This window comes from Streptomyces sp. NP160, assembly GCF_006335115.1.
Lineage (GTDB): Bacteria > Actinomycetota > Actinomycetes > Actinomycetales > Quadrisphaeraceae > Quadrisphaera.
On sequence record NZ_VDMJ01000016.1, the window covers coordinates 26,779 to 42,055 of the forward strand.

The window sequence follows — 15,277 nt, forward strand, 5'->3', positions numbered from 1 at the left end:
TCGATGGGTAGGAGAGGTATGTCGGAGCTGGAGCCGAGGGCCGACGAGCCGGCGGGTCGTTCCGTGGTCTTCTCCGCCCTGCGGCGGTCGTGGATGTGGATCGCCGTCGCGTCGATCGTGGTGGGGGTGGCCGCCTACGAGGTGAGCCTGTTCACCCCGGAGCGCTACGAGGCCGAGTCCACCGTGGTGCTCGCGAGCACGCAGCCCTTCAGCGCGCTGGGCGACCAGCAGGGCGGCGGCGACCCGGAGCGCTTCCTGGCCAACCAGGTGGCGGTGGCCACCTCCACCGACGTGCTGACCGCCGCCATCGCGGCGGACGGGGTGGGCGCGACCGAGGAGCAGCTGCGCGACGCGGTCACGGTCGCCCCCAGCACCGCCAGCGACGCCTTCACCGTCACCGCCACCGGCACCACCGGCGCCCAGGCCGCCGCGCGCGCCAACGCCGTGGTGGCGGCCTACCAGGCCGAGGTCCTCCGGCGGGTGACCGACGCGGCCGCCCTCGCCACCCAGAACAACGCGGACGCCACGCGCAACGCCGCGCAGGCCGCCGGCGCCGGCGCTCCCGCGGGCGACGCCGACGCCGCCGCCGCCGTCCGCAACGCCAACTCCGAGGGGGCGCTGCAGGCGGGCCAGATCGCCATCCGCGCCGCCGCCTACGGCGACAACGTCACCTCGGTCGACGCCGCGGTGGCCCCCACCTCCCCGACCGAGCCCAAGCCCTGGCGCAACGCCTTCATCGGCTTCGTGCTCGCGGCGCTCATCGCCAGCGCCGTGGCCATCTGGCGCCGAGGCCGCTCCCGCGAGGACGTCGAGGGCCTGGTCCGCGGGTCCGGCGTGCCGCTGCTGGGCGTGGTCCCCGTCACGGGCCGCCGCGACCAGCCGGTCGCCGAGGCGCTGGCGCCCCTCGTGTCCCTGCGCTACCTAGCCGCCGGCCGCCCGAAGGGCCCGGTGCTCGTCACCGGCCTGCAGTCCGGGGACGCGACCGCGGAGGTCTCGCTCGCGCTCGCCGCCGCGGCCGCCCGCGACGGCCGCTCGGTGCTCGTCCTGGCTCCGGCCGAGGACGAGGCCGGCCTGGTGCACGCCAGCGGCCTGCCCGTCGCCCCGGCCCCGCTGACGGCGCGCGCCGCCGGCGGGTCGCTGCCCCCGGGCGCGCTCGCCCCGGTCCCGGCGCTGTCCCACCTGCCCGGACGGGCGTCGCTGGGCGTGCTCGACGCCGCGCTGCTGCACGGCGACTCCCTGGAGGAGGTCCTCGCGGGCCTGTCCGCCCAGCACGACCTCGTCGTGGTGGCGGCTGGACCGCTGGCCCGCAGCCCCCGCGCCTTCGCCGTCCTCGGCGCGTCGGCCACCTCGGTGGCCGTGGTCCGCTCGGACCGCCCCGCCGCGCAGCTGTCCGCGTCCTGGGACGAGCTGCAGGACCGCCTGTCCGTGGCCGGTCGCACGCTCGACGGCGTCGTGGTGACGCAGAAGGGCCGCAAGGCGCGCGCACCCCGCAGCGGCGGCGGCAGCAGCTCGGCGGCGGGCGCTCCCGCCGGAGAGGGGCCTGCCCCAGCGGCGGGCCGCCCGTTGCCCGCGGCTCCCCGGCCGGCGTCCGCGCCGGCCCCGGCGAAGGCCGCCCAGGGCGCTGCGACGCCGCAGGGAACTGGCGGCTCCGCCGGCCTGGCACCCGCCGAGCCGCGCAAGTCGTGAGCCACGGGGTGGGACGGGCGCCGTTCGCCCGTTCCACCCTCTTGGCCCTGTTCCTCCTCGATCGGCTGGACGCGGGCCGGTGCGGGCGTCCAGACTCTCCGAGGGCCACAGCGGGTCGGCGAAGGAGCCTGGCGCGACAGACACATCGACCATGGGGGGCGACGAGTGACGATCAGCGGGCGCAGGGAGCCGGCTGCGGGGAACGTCGGGACGGGTGACGCGGACGTGTTCCGCAACCACCGGGCGGACCTCGTCGGCTCCCGGAGCGACCTCCCGGAGCGCCGCCGCGGCTGGCAGGGCGTCTTCCTGTCGATGTCGGCGATCCTCCTGGTCGCTGACGTCGCCGCCTGGGCGCTGTCGTGGATGGTCAGCTACCACGGCGACACCCTCGAGGTCTGCATGACCCTGATGGTCGCCCTCTCGCTCGCCGCCCAGCGGCTCTACCAGTCGCACCTGACGGCCTCGGTGCTCGACCAGCTGCCCGGGATCCTCGTCGCCTGCTCCAGCGCCTTCGTGCTCACCCTCGTGGTGGTGAAGCTGCGCTGGCCCGACGTCCTCGCGCTGGACGTCTTCCGCCGCGCCGTGGTGTTCGCCCTCGCCATCATCGTCTTCCGCGCGATCGCCCTGGCGCTCGTGCGCTACGCGCGCCGCAAGCGGATCATCGCCCACCGCACGCTGGTGCTCGGCGCCGGCACCGTCGGCGCCGCCCTGCTCGACCGGCTGCACAACCACCCCGAGGCCGGCCTGCTGCCGGTCGCGGTGCTCGACCCGTTCCCCATCCACACCGACAAGACCATGGGCCTGACCTGGCTCGGCAGCGTCGACGACCTCGCGGCGGTCATCGAGGAGCAGCGCATCAACGTGGTCGTGGTCGCGTTCAGCAGCGTCCGCGAGGCCGACCTCGTGGAGGTCCTGCGCACCTGCGACCGCCTCGAGTGCGAGTTCTTCTTCGTGCCCCGGCTCTTCGAGCTGCAGCACGTCAACGGGGACATGGAGCAGGTCCACGGGATGCCGCTGGTCCGCGTGCGCCGCGCGGCGTTCCGCACCCCGGCGTGGAAGGTCAAGCGCCTGTTCGACATCGTCTTCTCCAGCGCCCTGCTGCTGCTCTCGGCCCCGGTCATGGCCGCCATCGCCCTGGCCGTCCGCTGGGAGGGCGGACCCGGCGTCCTGTTCAAGCAGGTGCGCGTCGGCCTCGACGGCCGCCCCTTCACGATGCTGAAGTTCCGCTCGATGAAGCCGGTGAACGACGCCGAGCAGCAGACGCAGTGGAACATCAGCAACGACAAGCGCGTGGGCCCGGTGGGCAAGGTCCTGCGGGTGACCTCGCTGGACGAGCTGCCGCAGATCTGGAACGTGCTGCGCGGCGACATGAGCATCGTGGGCCCGCGTCCGGAGCGGCCCCACTTCGTGGACGAGTTCTCCTCGCACATCCCGCGCTACACCGGCCGCCACCGCGTGCCGGCGGGCCTGACCGGCCTGGCCGCGGTGCACGGCCTGCGCGGGGACACGTCGATCTCCGAGCGGATCATGCTGGACAACCACTACATCGAGAACTGGTCCCTCTGGCTCGACGCGAAGATCCTCCTCCGCACGGTCGGTGCGCTCTTCCGCCACCCGGGCTCCTGAGCCCCACCGGACCCCAGAGCGCCGCAGCCGCACGACAGCGCCCCGCCACCCGAGAGGGTGGCGGGGCGCTGTGCGTCGCGGGCGGGTGCCCTCAGGCGTCGACCTCGGGACGGGCGTAGTCGTCGTGGAGGCGCTCGATGTCGGCCTCGTCGAAGCTGCCGAAGGCGATCTCGAGGATGCGGCCGGTCTGGGTGCCGGAGTTGCCCAGGCGGTGCAGGGACCCGGCGGGGGTGTAGACGATCTCCCCGACCTGGGCGGTCCAGGACTTCTCGCCCACCTGCACGTCGAGGGGGACGTCGAGGACCTGCCACATCTCGTCGCGCTCGCCGTGCTTCTGCAGGGACAGGCGGTGGCCGGGCTCGACGGTGATGACCTTGACGGTGCAGGTCTGGTTGAGCACGAACTGCTGGAACTGGCCCCAGGGGCGCTCAGCGGTGAAGACGGCGCCGCGGCGCTCCGCCTCGAGGGACTCGGCGGTGGGCGTGCTCATGTGGCCTCCTGCTGGTGGTCGGGGACGAGCCTGGACAGAAGTGTGCAGGCTCGCGCCGGGCGGATGAACCCCGTGCGGAGGATCCGCCCCGATCGGGGGTCGCCCGTTCCGGCTAGGGTCAGGCCGACCGGTGCGCTGAGCGCAGCACGTCCCACCCCTTTCAGGAGGCACGCCCGTGGCCAGCATCGAGGCCGTCGGCGCCCGCGAGATCCTCGACTCGCGCGGCAACCCCACCGTCGAGGTCGAGGTCGCCCTCGACGACGGCACCATCGGCCGCGCCGCGGTGCCCTCGGGCGCCTCGACCGGCGCGTTCGAGGCCGTCGAGAAGCGCGACGGCGGCAGCCGCTACGGCGGCAAGGGCGTCGAGGGCGCGGTCTCCGCCGTCCTCGACACCATCGGCCCGGAGGTCGTCGGGTTCGAGGCCTCCGAGCAGCGCCTGCTCGACCAGGCGATGATCGACCTGGACGGCACCGACAACAAGGGCGCGCTCGGCGCGAACGCCATCCTCGGCGTCTCCCTGGCCGTCGCCCGCGCCGCTGCCGAGTCGGCGTCCCTGCCGCTGTTCCGCTACGTCGGCGGCCCCAACGCCCACACCCTGCCCGTGCCGATGATGAACATCATCAACGGCGGTGCGCACGCCACCACCGGCGTCGACGTGCAGGAGTTCATGATCGCCCCGATCGGGGCGCCGACGTTCCGCGAGGCGCTGCGCCAGGGCGCGGAGGTCTACGCCTCCCTGAAGTCCGTGCTGAAGAAGCAGGGCCTGCCCACCGGCCTGGGTGACGAGGGCGGCTTCGCCCCCGACCTGCCGGGCACCGCGGCCGCGCTCGACCTCATCGCCCAGGCCGTCGAGGCCACGGGCCTGTCCCTGGGCACCGACGTGGCCCTGGCGCTGGACGTCGCGGCCACCGAGTTCCACGAGGGCGGCACCTACACCTTCGAGAAGCAGGGCCGCACCAGCGAGCAGATGATCGACTTCTACTCGAAGCTCGTCCAGGACTACCCGCTGGTGAGCATCGAGGACCCGCTCGACGAGTCCGACTGGGAGGGGTGGACCGCCATCACCTCCGCCCTCGGCTCGCGCGTGCAGCTGGTCGGCGACGACCTGTTCGTCACCAACCCGGCCCGCCTGCAGCGCGGCATCGAGAGCGGCGCCGCCAACGCGCTGCTGGTGAAGGTCAACCAGATCGGGACCCTCACCGAGACCCTCGACGCCGTCGCCCTGGCCCACCGCAACGGCTACCGCTGCATGATGAGCCACCGCTCCGGCGAGACCGAGGACACCACCATCGCCGACCTGGCCGTCGCCACCGACTGCGGCCAGATCAAGACCGGTGCCCCGGCGCGTTCGGAGCGCGTCGCCAAGTACAACCAGCTGCTCCGCATCGAGGAGGAGCTGGACGACGCCGCGCGCTACGCCGGGCGCAGCGCCTTCCCGCGCTTCAGCGCCTGACGCCCAGCAGCACCACGGCCAGGGCCCCCGGGAGCGCACCGCGCGCCCGGGGGCCCTGGCCGTGCGGGCCACGGCCGGCGCGCGCCGACGCCCCGACCTGCCGCGGGCACGCCCGCGCGGCTGAGAGACTGGGGCGCGTGGCCCCTGCGAGACCCTCCTCACGGAGCGCGGCCGCCGGCGCGCGTCCCGGTGTCCGGCTGCGCCGTCGTCCTGGTCGTGCCCCCGGCGAACCGGTCAGCAGCCGCCCTGCGCCGGCGGCCCGGCCCCGCACGACGGACCCCGAGACCGCCGGGCGCGCGCGCGGCCTGACGGCGCGCGGCGCCGCACTGCTCGCGGTGGGCCTGGTGGCCGCCGCGTCGCTGCTGGGCCCGGTGCGCGCCTACGCCGAGCAGCGCTCGGAGCTGAGCGCCCTGCAGGACGACATCAGCGCCCGCCAGGAGCGGGTGGCTGCGCTGCAGGCCGAGTCCGCCCGCTGGGACGACCCGGCCTACGCCGCCGCGCAGGCCCGCGCCCGCCTCGGCTACGTGCTGCCGGGGGAGACCGGCTACACCGTCCTGGGCGCCCCGGCGCCAGCGTCGGCCGCACCGAGCGCGGGGGCCGCGGCCCCGACCGCCACCGCCACCCCGGGGCCCACGTCGCTGCTCGACAGGGTGCGCTCGGGGGTGGGGCTGGGCGGCGGCGGTGCCGCCCCGACGCCGTCCGTCACGCCCGCCGACATCGCCACCTCGGTGGCGCCGTGAGCGAGGACCGAGAGACGGCCCTGCCCCCCGGGCTGTCGCAGGAGGACCGGGAGGCGGTGCGGCGCCAGCTCGGCAGGCCTCCGCGCGGCGCCGCGAGCACCGCCCACCGCTGCCCCTGCGGGCGTCCCGACGTGGTCGCCACCGCGCCCCGGCTGGAGGACGGCACGCCCTTCCCCACCACCTTCTACCTGACCTGCCCGCGGGCGGCGTCGCTGGTGGGCACCCTCGAGGCCTCCGGCCTGATGCGGGAGATGGCGGCGCGACTGGAGGACGACGACGAGCTCGCGGCGTCCTACCGCGCCGCCCACGACGACTACCTCGCGCGGCGCGCGCAGCTCGAGTCCGAGCTGGGAGAGGTCCCCGAGATCGCGGGCGTCTCCGCCGGCGGGATGCCCGCGCGCGTGAAGTGCCTGCACGCCCTGCTGGGCCACGCCCTGGCGGCCGGGCCGGGCACCAACCCCCTCGGCGACGAGGTGCGCGAGGCGCTCGGGCCGTGGTGGGCCGAGGGGCCCTGCGCCTGAGGGCGGTCGTCACGGACGGGGGAGGCGCACCCTCACGGTGAGGCCGCCGCCGGGGGTCTCGTCCAGCGCGATCCGGCCTCCGTGGCGGTCGACGATCCGCTGCGCGGTCGCCAGCCCCAGTCCGTGCCCGGCCACGAGACCGTCCGCCGCGGCGCCGGGACCGCCCGGGCCGCGGTGCGATCCGCGCTCGAAGGCCCTGAACACGGCGGTGCGCTGCTCGGGAGGCACCCCCGGCCCGTGGTCGGCCACCACCAGCTCCCAGGCACCGGGCAGCTCGTGCAGCGCGCACGCGACGTCCGCGGGCGCGCCGGGGCGGGTGAACTTCAGCGCGTTGCCCACGAGGTTGGTCAGCAGCTGGTGCAGCTGCACGGGGTCGCCCACGAGCGCCGTCGAGCCCTGCGGCAGCGTGACGACGGCGTCCGCGGGCACCGCCAGGTCGGCGAGCACGGCCTCGAGCAGCGGCCGCAGGGGCACCTGCTGCCGCCGTGCCTGGTCGGGGGCCCCGGCGGTCGCGTAGGCCAGCAGCGCCTGCAGCAGGGACGCCATGCGGCCCGCGCTGCGCCGCGCGGTGGAGGCCCAGCCGGCGGCGCGGTCGTCGCCGCGGTCGGCGGCGTCGTCCTGCAGGACCTCGAGGTAGCCGTCCACCACGGTGAGCGGCGACCGCAGGTCGTGTGCGGCGATCCCGGCGAACGCCTCCAGCTCGGCGTTGGAGCGCTCGAGCTCGGCGCGGGCAGCCCGCCCCGCCGTGACGTCGGTGAGGGAGGCGACCACGCCCGTCAGCGCCCCGGACGCGGTGGCCAGCGCCCGCGTCCGGCACACGCACGTGACCACCCGGCCGGTGGCGCTGGCGAAGACGACCTCCGACTCCGCCTCCCCGCCGGCGGCGAGGGTGGTCAGCAGGGGGCCGCGGACGGCGGACAGCACCGTGCCGGCGGCGTCCGCGCACAGGGCGGTGGTGGCGGCGCTGGTCGCGGCGGCGGCGTCCAGGTGGTCGGGCAGCCCCGCCCAGGCGCGCACGACGGGGCTCAGCACGCTGACCCGGCCGCTGGCGTCGAGGGCCACCACGCCCACGTCGGCGGTCTCCAGCACTGCCTCGAGCAGGTCGTGGCGGTCGGCGAGACCCGCCTGCGCGAGCGCCACGCGCTGGTCGGCCGCGGCGACCGCCGCCGCCAGCCCGCCCAGCGCCCGCGAGCGCCGGTCGGCCAGCACCGAGCCGGCCGCCAGCTCGGCGAGGTCCGCCAGGGCCGCCTCCCGCTCCGGGCTGGCGGGGTGCGGCACCTCGTCCCGGGCCACGAGCACGGCGAGCAGACCGCCACCCTCGGCCGTCACGGGCACCGCGGCGAAGGCCCGCGTGCGCGCGATGCGACCGTCCACCCAGGGGTTGCCGGCCAGGGCGCCGGCCTGCGCGGCGTCGGCCAGGTGCACGGCGGCGCCGCGCTCGGCGGCGACCGCGCCGAGCGACGTCGGCAGGAGGTGCTCGGCCAGCTCCAGGGATGCCCACGGCCATCCCGTCGCGGCGCGCACGCGGCGCAGCAGCGCCGCGTGGGGCTGGGGGCGGGCGGGGGCGTCGTGACCACCGGCAGCCGCGCGCGGTGCGGGCGGGAGGGTCGACGAGGCGACCTCCGGCTCGACCGGGCTGCTGGGCACGCGGACCTCCCTGCACGGGCCGCGGGCGCGGCCGTCTCCCTCTGGCGTCGGCGCGCGGTCCGCCGTCCTTGAGCCGATCGGGGCACCGAGCGTCTCCCGCGGTCGTCCCCCCGTGCCGGCGGCGCGCCGCAGCGCCCCTGCCCGCCGCCGTCACCCGATCGGCTCAAGGAGCGGGTGCGGGCTGCCGATGCCGCAGCAGACGCGCAGCGCCCCGCGCTGACCGACCCGCAGGCCCGCCCCAGACCGGAGGCACCATGACCACCGTCCTCGTCGCAGACGACGACCTCGACATCCGCGAGCTCGTCGCCTTCAAGCTCACGCAGGCCGGCTTCGAGGTGCGCTCCGTGCCCGACGGGGCCGCTGCCCTCGACGCCGCGCGCGCCGGCGGGGTGGACATCGCGGTGCTCGACCTCATGATGCCGGGGCTGTCGGGCCTGGACGTCTGCGCCGAGCTGCGCCGCACGCCCGCCACCGCCGAGCTGCCGGTCATCATGCTGACCGCCCGCGCGCAGGACCAGGACGTCGCCAGCGGCTTCGCCGCCGGTGCCGACGACTACGTGGTCAAGCCGTTCAGCCCCCGCGAGCTCGTCAGCCGCGTCCAGGCCGTGCTGGGGCGGTCGCGGCCGTGACCTTCCTCGCCGTCGTCGTCGCGGGGCTGGTGCTCGTCTCGGCGCTGGTGCTGGCGCTGGCCCTGGCGATCGCCGCCGTCCGGGGCCTGAGGGCCCGCCGCGACGCGCGCCGCCGCGCGGTCGCGGAGCCGCTGCGCCCGCTGATCCTCGAGGTGGCCGTGGGGGAGGGGGAGGAGTCCGCCGCCGCCGCGGACGCCCTCACCGCGCTGGACCCCGCCGCGTGGCGCACCGTCGAGCCCGCGGTCCTCGCCGTGCTCGGCAAGGTCCGCGGTGACGGTCAGCGGCTGCTCGTGGAGCTGCTCGCCGTGCGCGGCGTCATCACGCGGGAGCGGGCGCGCCTGCACGCCCGCAGCGCGGTGCGCCGCGCCGCCGCCGCCGAGCTGCTGGGGGCGGCCGCGTACGCCCCGGCGGTGCCGGAGCTGGCAGCGCTGCTGCACGACCGCGACGCCGAGGTGCGCCTGGTGGCGGCGCGCGCCCTGGGGCGCGCAGGCGCCCCCGGCGCCGTCGGGGTGCTGGACGACGACGCCACCGGACGCGCCGCCCGGGCGCTGCTGGCGGCCCTGGCGGGCGAGCGCCCCGCCGCGCCGCCGGACGTCGCTGCCCGCTCGCTGCTGCTGCTGGGTGCGCCCGCCACCGGCGCGCTGCGCGCCGCGCTCGCGGCGCCGACCCCGCTGGTGCGCCTGACCGCGGCCGAGGTCCTCGGCCGCCTCGGCGCCAGCTCCGCCACCCGCGACCTGGAGGACCTCGTGCTGCGCGACGCCACCGACGCGGTGCGCGCCCGCGCGGCCACGGCGCTCGGCCGCATCGGCGCCCCGACCGCGGCCTCCGCGCTGCGCGCCGCGACCAGCCCCTCCAGCGCGCCCGCGGTGCGCCGCGCCGCGGTGGTGGCCCTCGGGGAGGTGGGGGACCCCGCGGCCCTGCGCTGCCTGTGGGGCCTGCTCGACGACCGCGACGCCCACCTCGCCGACGCCGCCGCCAGCGCCCTGCTCGCCCTGGGGGCGCCCGGGGCGCGGGTGCTGGCGCAGGTCGCGTCCCACGCCGAGGGCGGGTCGCCGGAGGCGGTGGCGCGCGCCCACGAGGTGCTCGCCTGCGCCGTGCTGGCCGAGGTGCTGCCGCAGGCCTCGCTCGCCGAGGTCGAGTCCGTCCGGGCGGCCCAGGCCGCTCGGGCCGCAGCGGCGTCCACCGCGCGGGGTGCGCTCGTGGGGGCCGGCGCGTGAGCGGGGCCTGGCCGGAGGCGCTCGGCGCCCTGCTGGACGCCGTCGGCGCGTGGGGGACGCACGCCCACGCCCAGCTGCTCGGCGGCACGGTGCGCGGCACCGTCGTGGTGCTCGTGCAGGTGCTCGCGCTGCCGGTGCTCCTTTACGTGCTGGCCATCAACTCCAGCTACCTCGTGCTGATCGGCCTGGCCGGCGCGGACATGGGCCGCTACCTGCGGCGCGGGCGGTTCCGCGGTGTGGAGGACGCCAGCGCCTCGCCGCTGACGCAGTCGGTGTCCGTGGTGATGCCGGCCTTCGACGAGGAGGCCTCCGTGGTGGGCTCGGTGAGCGCCATGCTGGCGCTGCGCCACCCGCGCCACGAGGTCGTCGTCGTCGACGACGGCTCCACCGACGCGACCTTCGCCCTGCTGCAGGAGGCGTTCGACCTCGTCGAGGTGCCCCGCAGGTCCGCGCAGGACGTGCCCGTGCGCGGCGCGGTCCGCAGCGTGCACGTGCCCCGCGGCGGCCGCTCGCCGCTCGTGGTGGTGCGCAAGGACAACGGCGGTCGTGCGGACGCGGTCAACGCCGGCATCAACGCCGCCCGCCACGAGCTCGTCTGCATCACCGACGCCGACTCCGTCCTCGACCCCGACGCGCTGCTCACCGTCTCGCGCCCGTTCGCCGACGACCCGGTGCGCGTGGTGGCCACCGGCGGCGCGGTGCGCGCTGTCAACGGCTCCACCCTCGTCGGTGGCCGTGTCACGGACGTGCGGATGCCGCGCGGCTGGATCGCGAGGTTCCAGGTGGTCGAGTACCTGCGGGCCTTCTGCGTGGGACGCGCCGGGTGGTCCCGGCTGCAGTCCCTGGTGCTCATCTCCGGGGCCTTCGGCATGTACCGCCGCGACGTCCTCGTGGAGGTCGGCGGGCTCGACCCCACGTGCATAGGGGAGGACTTCGAGCTGACGGTGCGCCTTCACCGCCACCTGCGCGACGCCGGCCGCGACCACCGGGTGGTCTTCGTGCCCGAGCCCGCCAGCTGGACCGAGGTGCCCGCCACCCGCGCCGTGCTGGCCCGCCAGCGCCGCCGCTGGCAGCGCGGCCTCGCGGAGACGCTGTGGCGCCACCGCGGCATGCTCGGCAACCCCCGCTACGGGCGCATCGGCCTGCTCGCGCTGCCCTACTACGTGGTCTTCGAGCTGGTGGCCCCGGTCGTCGAGCTGGTGGGTGTGGTGCTCACCCCGCTGGCGGTGGCCTTCGGGCTGGTGCCGTGGAAGGCGGCGCTGCTGCTCATGGCGCTCTGCTACGGCTACGCCATCATGGTCACCGTGGCGGCGCTGCTCGTGGAGGAGCTGTCCTTCCACCGCTCCCAGCGGTGGCGCGACCTCGTCCGGGGCCTGGCCGCCGCGGTGCTCGAGAACGTGGGGCACCGCCAGCTCACCGCCCTGTGGCGCGTACAGGGGCTGTGGTCGCTGCTGCGCGGCCAGCAGCAGGTCTGGGGCGCCATGGACCGCCAGGGCCTGGCCGCCGGCGGTGGCCCCACCGACGCCGGCCGCGCCGTGGTCGAGCTGCCGGACACCAGCGCCTCCGGCCGCCCGCTCGCCGGAGCCGGCCGGTGAGGGGCGCCCAGCCGCTCGCGGTGGGCCTGCGCGGCTGGCTGGCGCTGCTCGTCGTCCTGCTGGTGGCGCTCGCGGGGGCGGGTGCGGCGGCGCTGCTGCTCGGCGACGCCCGCCACACCGCCGCCGAGCGCCTGGACGAGCTCAACCACACCAGCAGCGCCCTGGTGGTGGCGGCGTCCGACGCCGGGGCCGCGCAGGGGGCGCAGGCGCAGGAGGCGGAGGTCTCGGACCTCGCCCGCCGGCTGCGCGCCCTGGCGAGCACCGAGACCGAGGTGCGCGCCGTCGAGCGGGAGGTCCTGGCGGCCGAGGCGTGGATCCGCCGCGGTCCGCCGTCGCCGCCGACCGGGCCCGCCGCCTCGGCGGCGAGCGACCTCCCGGAGGCGCACCGGGCGCTGGTCGAGGGCGTCGCCGTCGAGCAGGCCCGCCTGCGCGAGCAGCAGACCGGCCTCAGGGACACCTCCCTCGTGCTCGTCGGCCTGGTCCTCGCCGGGGCCCTCGCCCTCACGCTGCTGCTGGCCGTCCGCGTCCGCCGCGGACTGGTGGCGCCGCTGGCCGAGGTCGCCTCCGTGCTCGGCGCCCTCACCTCCGGCGACCACGCGCGGCGCGCCGACGCCGGCCGCGGCCCGGCCGAGGTGCGCGCGGTGGCCCGCTGGGTCAACGCCCTGGCCGACGAGGGCACGCGCGCCCGCGCCGCCGCGGAGCGCTCGGCCGAGCTGCGCCGCCTCGCCAGCGAGGTGGGCCGCCTGGCTCGCGACCCGATCGACCCCCAGCGCTCCCTGGCCCAGGCGCTGCGCGTGCTCGGCGAGGGGCTCGGCGTGGACCGGGCCTGGGTGCGCCTCGTCGGGTCCGCCCCCGGCGACCCCTGGGACCGCCGCGGCCGCGCGGCGCCCGTCACCCCCGTGGCGACGCTGCAGGGGAGCTGGGCCCGCGAGGGGGCGCCGCCCGTGGTCGAGGACGTCGGCCAGGCCGCCGAGGGGCTCCCGGACTGGCTCCAGCGGGTCTGGGAGGAGGACGGGCACTTCGCCGTCGCCGACCTGCCCTCCCTGGTGGCCTCCGGCTCCGCCGAGCCGGCCACGGTCGACTTCGCCGAGCGCACCGGCGCCACGGCGGTGCTGGTGGTGCCGGTCGGCGCCGGTGAGGCCGCGGTCGGTGCGCTCACCGCCTTCACCCACGACGGCCCCCGGGCGTGGACCGACGAGGAGGTGGCCCTGCTGCGCTCGGTGGCCGCCGACCTGGGCCGCGCCGTGGTGGTCACCCAGCTGCTGGCGGGTTCGGAGGCGCTCGTGGAGCAGCTGCGCGAGCTGGACGTCCGCAAGTCGACGTTCCTCGCCACCGTCTCCCACGAGCTGCGCACCCCGCTGACGAGCATCGCCGGCTACGTGGAGATGCTCCGCGAGGGCGGCGCCGGGGAGCTGGACGCCGGCGTCGACCGCATGCTCGCCGTGGTCGAGCGCAACACCGTGCGCCTCAGGGTGCTCATCGAGGACCTCCTCGCGCTGTCCCACATCGAGGACGGCGCGCCCCGCGGCGTCCACGAGCCGGTCGCGGTGGCCGACGTGGTCCGCGAGGTGGTCGACGAGCACCGCGGGCCCGCCGCCGCCTCCGGGGTGCACCTCGACGTCGACGTCGACCTCGACGCCGAGCTGCTGGGCGCGCTCCGCGTGGCCGGGGACCCCGCCTCGCTGGCGCGCGCCCTGGCCGGCCTGGTCTCCAACGCCGTGAAGTTCACCCCGGCCGGCGGCTCCGTGCTGGTGCGAGCGCTCCGCGAGGGCCCGCACTGCCTCGTGGAGGTGGTCGACACCGGCATCGGCATCCCCCTGGCCGAGCAGGGCGGCCTCTTCACGCGGTTCTTCCGCGCCAGCAACGCCACCGCGCTCGCGGTGCCCGGCGCGGGCCTGGGCCTGACCATCGCCCGGTCCCTGGTGGAGCACCACGGGGGTCAGCTGGTCATCGCGTCCGCCCCGGAGACGGGGACGACGGCGCGGGTGCTGCTGCCCTGCGCCGCCACCGCCGAGGCGGTCCCCACCACCGCCTGACCTCCTCCACCGTGATCATGGGCGGTCGGCCGCCGCGAGGTGGCCGACCGCCCATGATCACGGACGGGAGGGGGTGGCCCTGGCGGTCCGGACCAGCTCGAGGGGGTCGCGGTGGTCGCCGAAGCGCTGCCGCAGGACCCGCCGCGCGGCGTGCACGCCGTTCATGCCATGCACGGCGGGTCCCGGCGGGGTCGCCGCCCCGCACAGGTAGGCGCCGTCGAGCCCCGGCACCCGGTACGGGTCCCAGCGGGGGAGCGGGCGCATCACCAGCTGCCACGGCGTGACCGCCCCGGCCGCGACGTCGCCGCCGGGGATGCTCGGGTTCTCCGCGCCCAGCTCGGCGGCCGTCGTCGTCGTGCTGGCCAGCACCAGGTCGCGGAAGCCCGGCGCGAAGCGCTCCACCTGGGCGGTGACGTCCGGCTCGAGGTCGCGGCGGGAGCCGCGCGGCGCGTGCGCGTAGGTCCACAGGGTGTGCTTCCCGGCGGGCGCGCGGGTGGGGTCGACCACGCCCGGCTGGACGACGATGCAGAAGGGCCGGCGCGGGTGGCGCCCGGCGCGCACCTCCCGCTCCGCCGCGCGCACCTCCGCCCGGGTGCCGCCCAGGTGCAGCGTGCCCGCCGCCTCCAGGCCCGGCGCGGTCCAGGGCACCGGGCCCGAGAGCGCGTAGTCGACCTTGCAGACCGCGCCGCCGTAGCGGTAGCGCCGCAGCTGGGCCGCGACGCCGGCGGGCAGCCGGTCGCCGGCGACGTCGAGGAGCCCGCTGGGCGTGAGGTCCAGGAGGAGCGCTCTCGCCCGCGGGAGCTCGGACAGGTCGTGCACGCGGTGGCCGAGCACCACGCTGCCGCCGAGGCGCTCCAGCTCGGCGACCATCGCGTCGGCCAGGGCCTGGCTGCCGCCGCGCGCCACCGGCCAGCCGCCGGCGTGCGCCATGGCCGCCAGGTAGAGCCCCGCGCCCGCGGAGGACAGGTCGCGGGGGTCGCCGATGTTGTGCGCCGAGGCGCCCGTGAGCAGCGCGGGAGCCTCCTCGGTGCGGAACCGCGCGTCCCACGCCGGGGTGCCCTGCTCCAGGGCCCGCAGCCCCAGCCGCACCGCCGTGGTGGCGGTGCGCGCGACGCCGCCCGGCGTGCGCGGCACGCCGGGGAAGGTGCGCAGGTCGGACTGGGTCAGCGAGACCACCTCGGCCGTGCGCTCCACGAGCGGCCCGAGCAGCGAGCGCCACGCCGGGCCGTCGGGGCCCAGGCCCTCCGCCGTCCGCTCCAGGTCGCGGTGGGCCAGCGCGGCGCGGCCCCCGTCGAGCGGGTGGCCGAACGGGACCTCGGGCTGCAGCCACTCCACGCCGGAGGCGCCGAGGTCGAAGGCGTCGAAGAAGGGGCTCACCGCGCCGGCGGGGTGCGCGATGGAGCAGTGGTCGTGCCGGAAGCCCGGCAGCGTGTTCTCCACCGTCCGGGTGCCGCCGCCGGACTGCGCCGCCTGCTCGTGCACCTGCACCCGCAGGCCCGCGCTGGCCAGGACGACCGCCGCTGACAGGCCGTTCGGCCCGGCTCCGACGACGACGACGTCGAGGTCGTCGTCGGTCCTGCTGGGCCGGGCCGGTGGGGTGCTCACCTGCTCGAGGCTAGGCAGGTCCGGGAGGATGG

The 15,277-nt window shown here is 77.2% G+C and carries 12 protein-coding genes; 9 read left to right on the forward strand and 3 right to left on the reverse strand.

Features of this window, described 5'->3' with window-relative positions; all coding sequences use genetic code 11:
* The first annotated feature begins 18 nt into the window (after positions 1–18).
* Together FHN55_RS10270 and FHN55_RS10275 are read left to right on the forward strand one after the other, a co-directional pair.
* Complete coding sequence (locus FHN55_RS10270; protein ID WP_180357749.1) at positions 19–1,686, forward strand: hypothetical protein; 1,668 nt, start codon at positions 19–21, stop codon at positions 1,684–1,686.
* A gap of 225 nt (positions 1,687–1,911) precedes the next feature.
* A complete protein-coding gene (locus tag FHN55_RS10275) occupies positions 1,912–3,312 on the forward strand; it encodes a sugar transferase (protein WP_139712231.1) in 1,401 nt (466 codons plus the stop codon).
* A gap of 91 nt (positions 3,313–3,403) precedes the next feature.
* On the opposite strand, the gene FHN55_RS10280 is transcribed toward FHN55_RS10275, so the two are convergent.
* Positions 3,404–3,802, reverse strand: a complete 399-nt coding sequence (locus tag FHN55_RS10280; RefSeq protein ID WP_139712232.1) for a phosphomannose isomerase type II C-terminal cupin domain — start codon at positions 3,800–3,802, stop codon at positions 3,404–3,406.
* Positions 3,803–3,977: 175 nt separating this feature from the next.
* Between FHN55_RS10280 and eno the strand changes: the two genes are divergently transcribed.
* The 3 genes from eno to FHN55_RS10295 all read left to right on the forward strand — a co-directional run bounded on the left by eno (position 3,978) and on the right by FHN55_RS10295 (position 6,516).
* On the forward strand, positions 3,978–5,255 hold the full coding sequence (gene eno, locus FHN55_RS10285) for a phosphopyruvate hydratase (RefSeq protein ID WP_139712233.1): 1,278 nt from the start codon (positions 3,978–3,980) through the stop codon (positions 5,253–5,255).
* 137 nt (positions 5,256–5,392) lie between these two features.
* A complete protein-coding gene (locus FHN55_RS10290; protein ID WP_180357750.1) occupies positions 5,393–5,995 on the forward strand; it encodes a septum formation initiator family protein in 603 nt (200 codons plus the stop codon).
* Positions 5,992–6,516 carry a DUF501 domain-containing protein gene (locus FHN55_RS10295; protein WP_139712234.1) on the forward strand — a complete coding sequence of 175 codons (525 nt, stop codon included), beginning with the start codon at positions 5,992–5,994 and terminating at the stop codon, positions 6,514–6,516. Before FHN55_RS10290 ends, FHN55_RS10295 begins: the two co-directional genes overlap by 4 nt.
* Before the next feature lie 9 nt (positions 6,517–6,525).
* Here the strand turns inward: FHN55_RS10295 and FHN55_RS10300 are convergent, their stop codons facing one another.
* Complete coding sequence (locus FHN55_RS10300; RefSeq protein ID WP_139712235.1) at positions 6,526–8,163, reverse strand: ATP-binding protein; 1,638 nt, start codon at positions 8,161–8,163, stop codon at positions 6,526–6,528.
* Positions 8,164–8,417: 254 nt separating this feature from the next.
* Here FHN55_RS10300 and FHN55_RS10305 point away from each other — a divergent pair, with 254 nt between their 5' ends.
* Genes FHN55_RS10305 through FHN55_RS10320 form a run of 4 tightly spaced genes read left to right on the forward strand, consistent with a single transcriptional unit; the run spans position 8,418 to position 13,640 of the window.
* Positions 8,418–8,792, forward strand: coding sequence for a response regulator transcription factor (locus FHN55_RS10305; RefSeq protein WP_139712236.1), 375 nt, complete (start codon positions 8,418–8,420; stop codon positions 8,790–8,792).
* The gene (locus tag FHN55_RS10310; RefSeq protein WP_139712237.1) at positions 8,789–10,009 is read left to right on the forward strand and encodes a HEAT repeat domain-containing protein; all 1,221 of its coding nucleotides are present in this window, start codon (positions 8,789–8,791) and stop codon (positions 10,007–10,009) included. Before FHN55_RS10305 ends, FHN55_RS10310 begins: the two co-directional genes overlap by 4 nt.
* Positions 10,006–11,604 (forward strand): glycosyltransferase family 2 protein, encoded by a 1,599-nt coding sequence (locus tag FHN55_RS10315; RefSeq protein ID WP_218974540.1) that lies wholly within the window; start codon positions 10,006–10,008, stop codon positions 11,602–11,604. Before FHN55_RS10310 ends, FHN55_RS10315 begins: the two co-directional genes overlap by 4 nt.
* Positions 11,601–13,640: an ATP-binding protein gene (locus tag FHN55_RS10320; protein ID WP_139712238.1), complete on the forward strand. Its 2,040-nt coding sequence runs from the start codon at positions 11,601–11,603 to the stop codon at positions 13,638–13,640. Before FHN55_RS10315 ends, FHN55_RS10320 begins: the two co-directional genes overlap by 4 nt.
* A gap of 57 nt (positions 13,641–13,697) precedes the next feature.
* Here the strand turns inward: FHN55_RS10320 and FHN55_RS10325 are convergent, their stop codons facing one another.
* Positions 13,698–15,245, reverse strand: coding sequence for an NAD(P)/FAD-dependent oxidoreductase (locus FHN55_RS10325; protein ID WP_139712239.1), 1,548 nt, complete (start codon positions 15,243–15,245; stop codon positions 13,698–13,700).
* Positions 15,246–15,277 lie beyond the last annotated feature (32 nt).

Coding starts and splice junctions, on each gene's coding strand:
- FHN55_RS10270 (WP_180357749.1), top strand. CDS start 19: ATGTCGGAGCTGGAGCCGAGGGCCGACGAGCCGGCGGGTCGTTCCGTG.
- FHN55_RS10305 (WP_139712236.1), top strand. CDS start 8,418: ATGACCACCGTCCTCGTCGCAGACGACGACCTCGACATCCGCGAGCTC.
- FHN55_RS10280 (WP_139712232.1), bottom strand. CDS start 3,802: ATGAGCACGCCCACCGCCGAGTCCCTCGAGGCGGAGCGCCGCGGCGCC.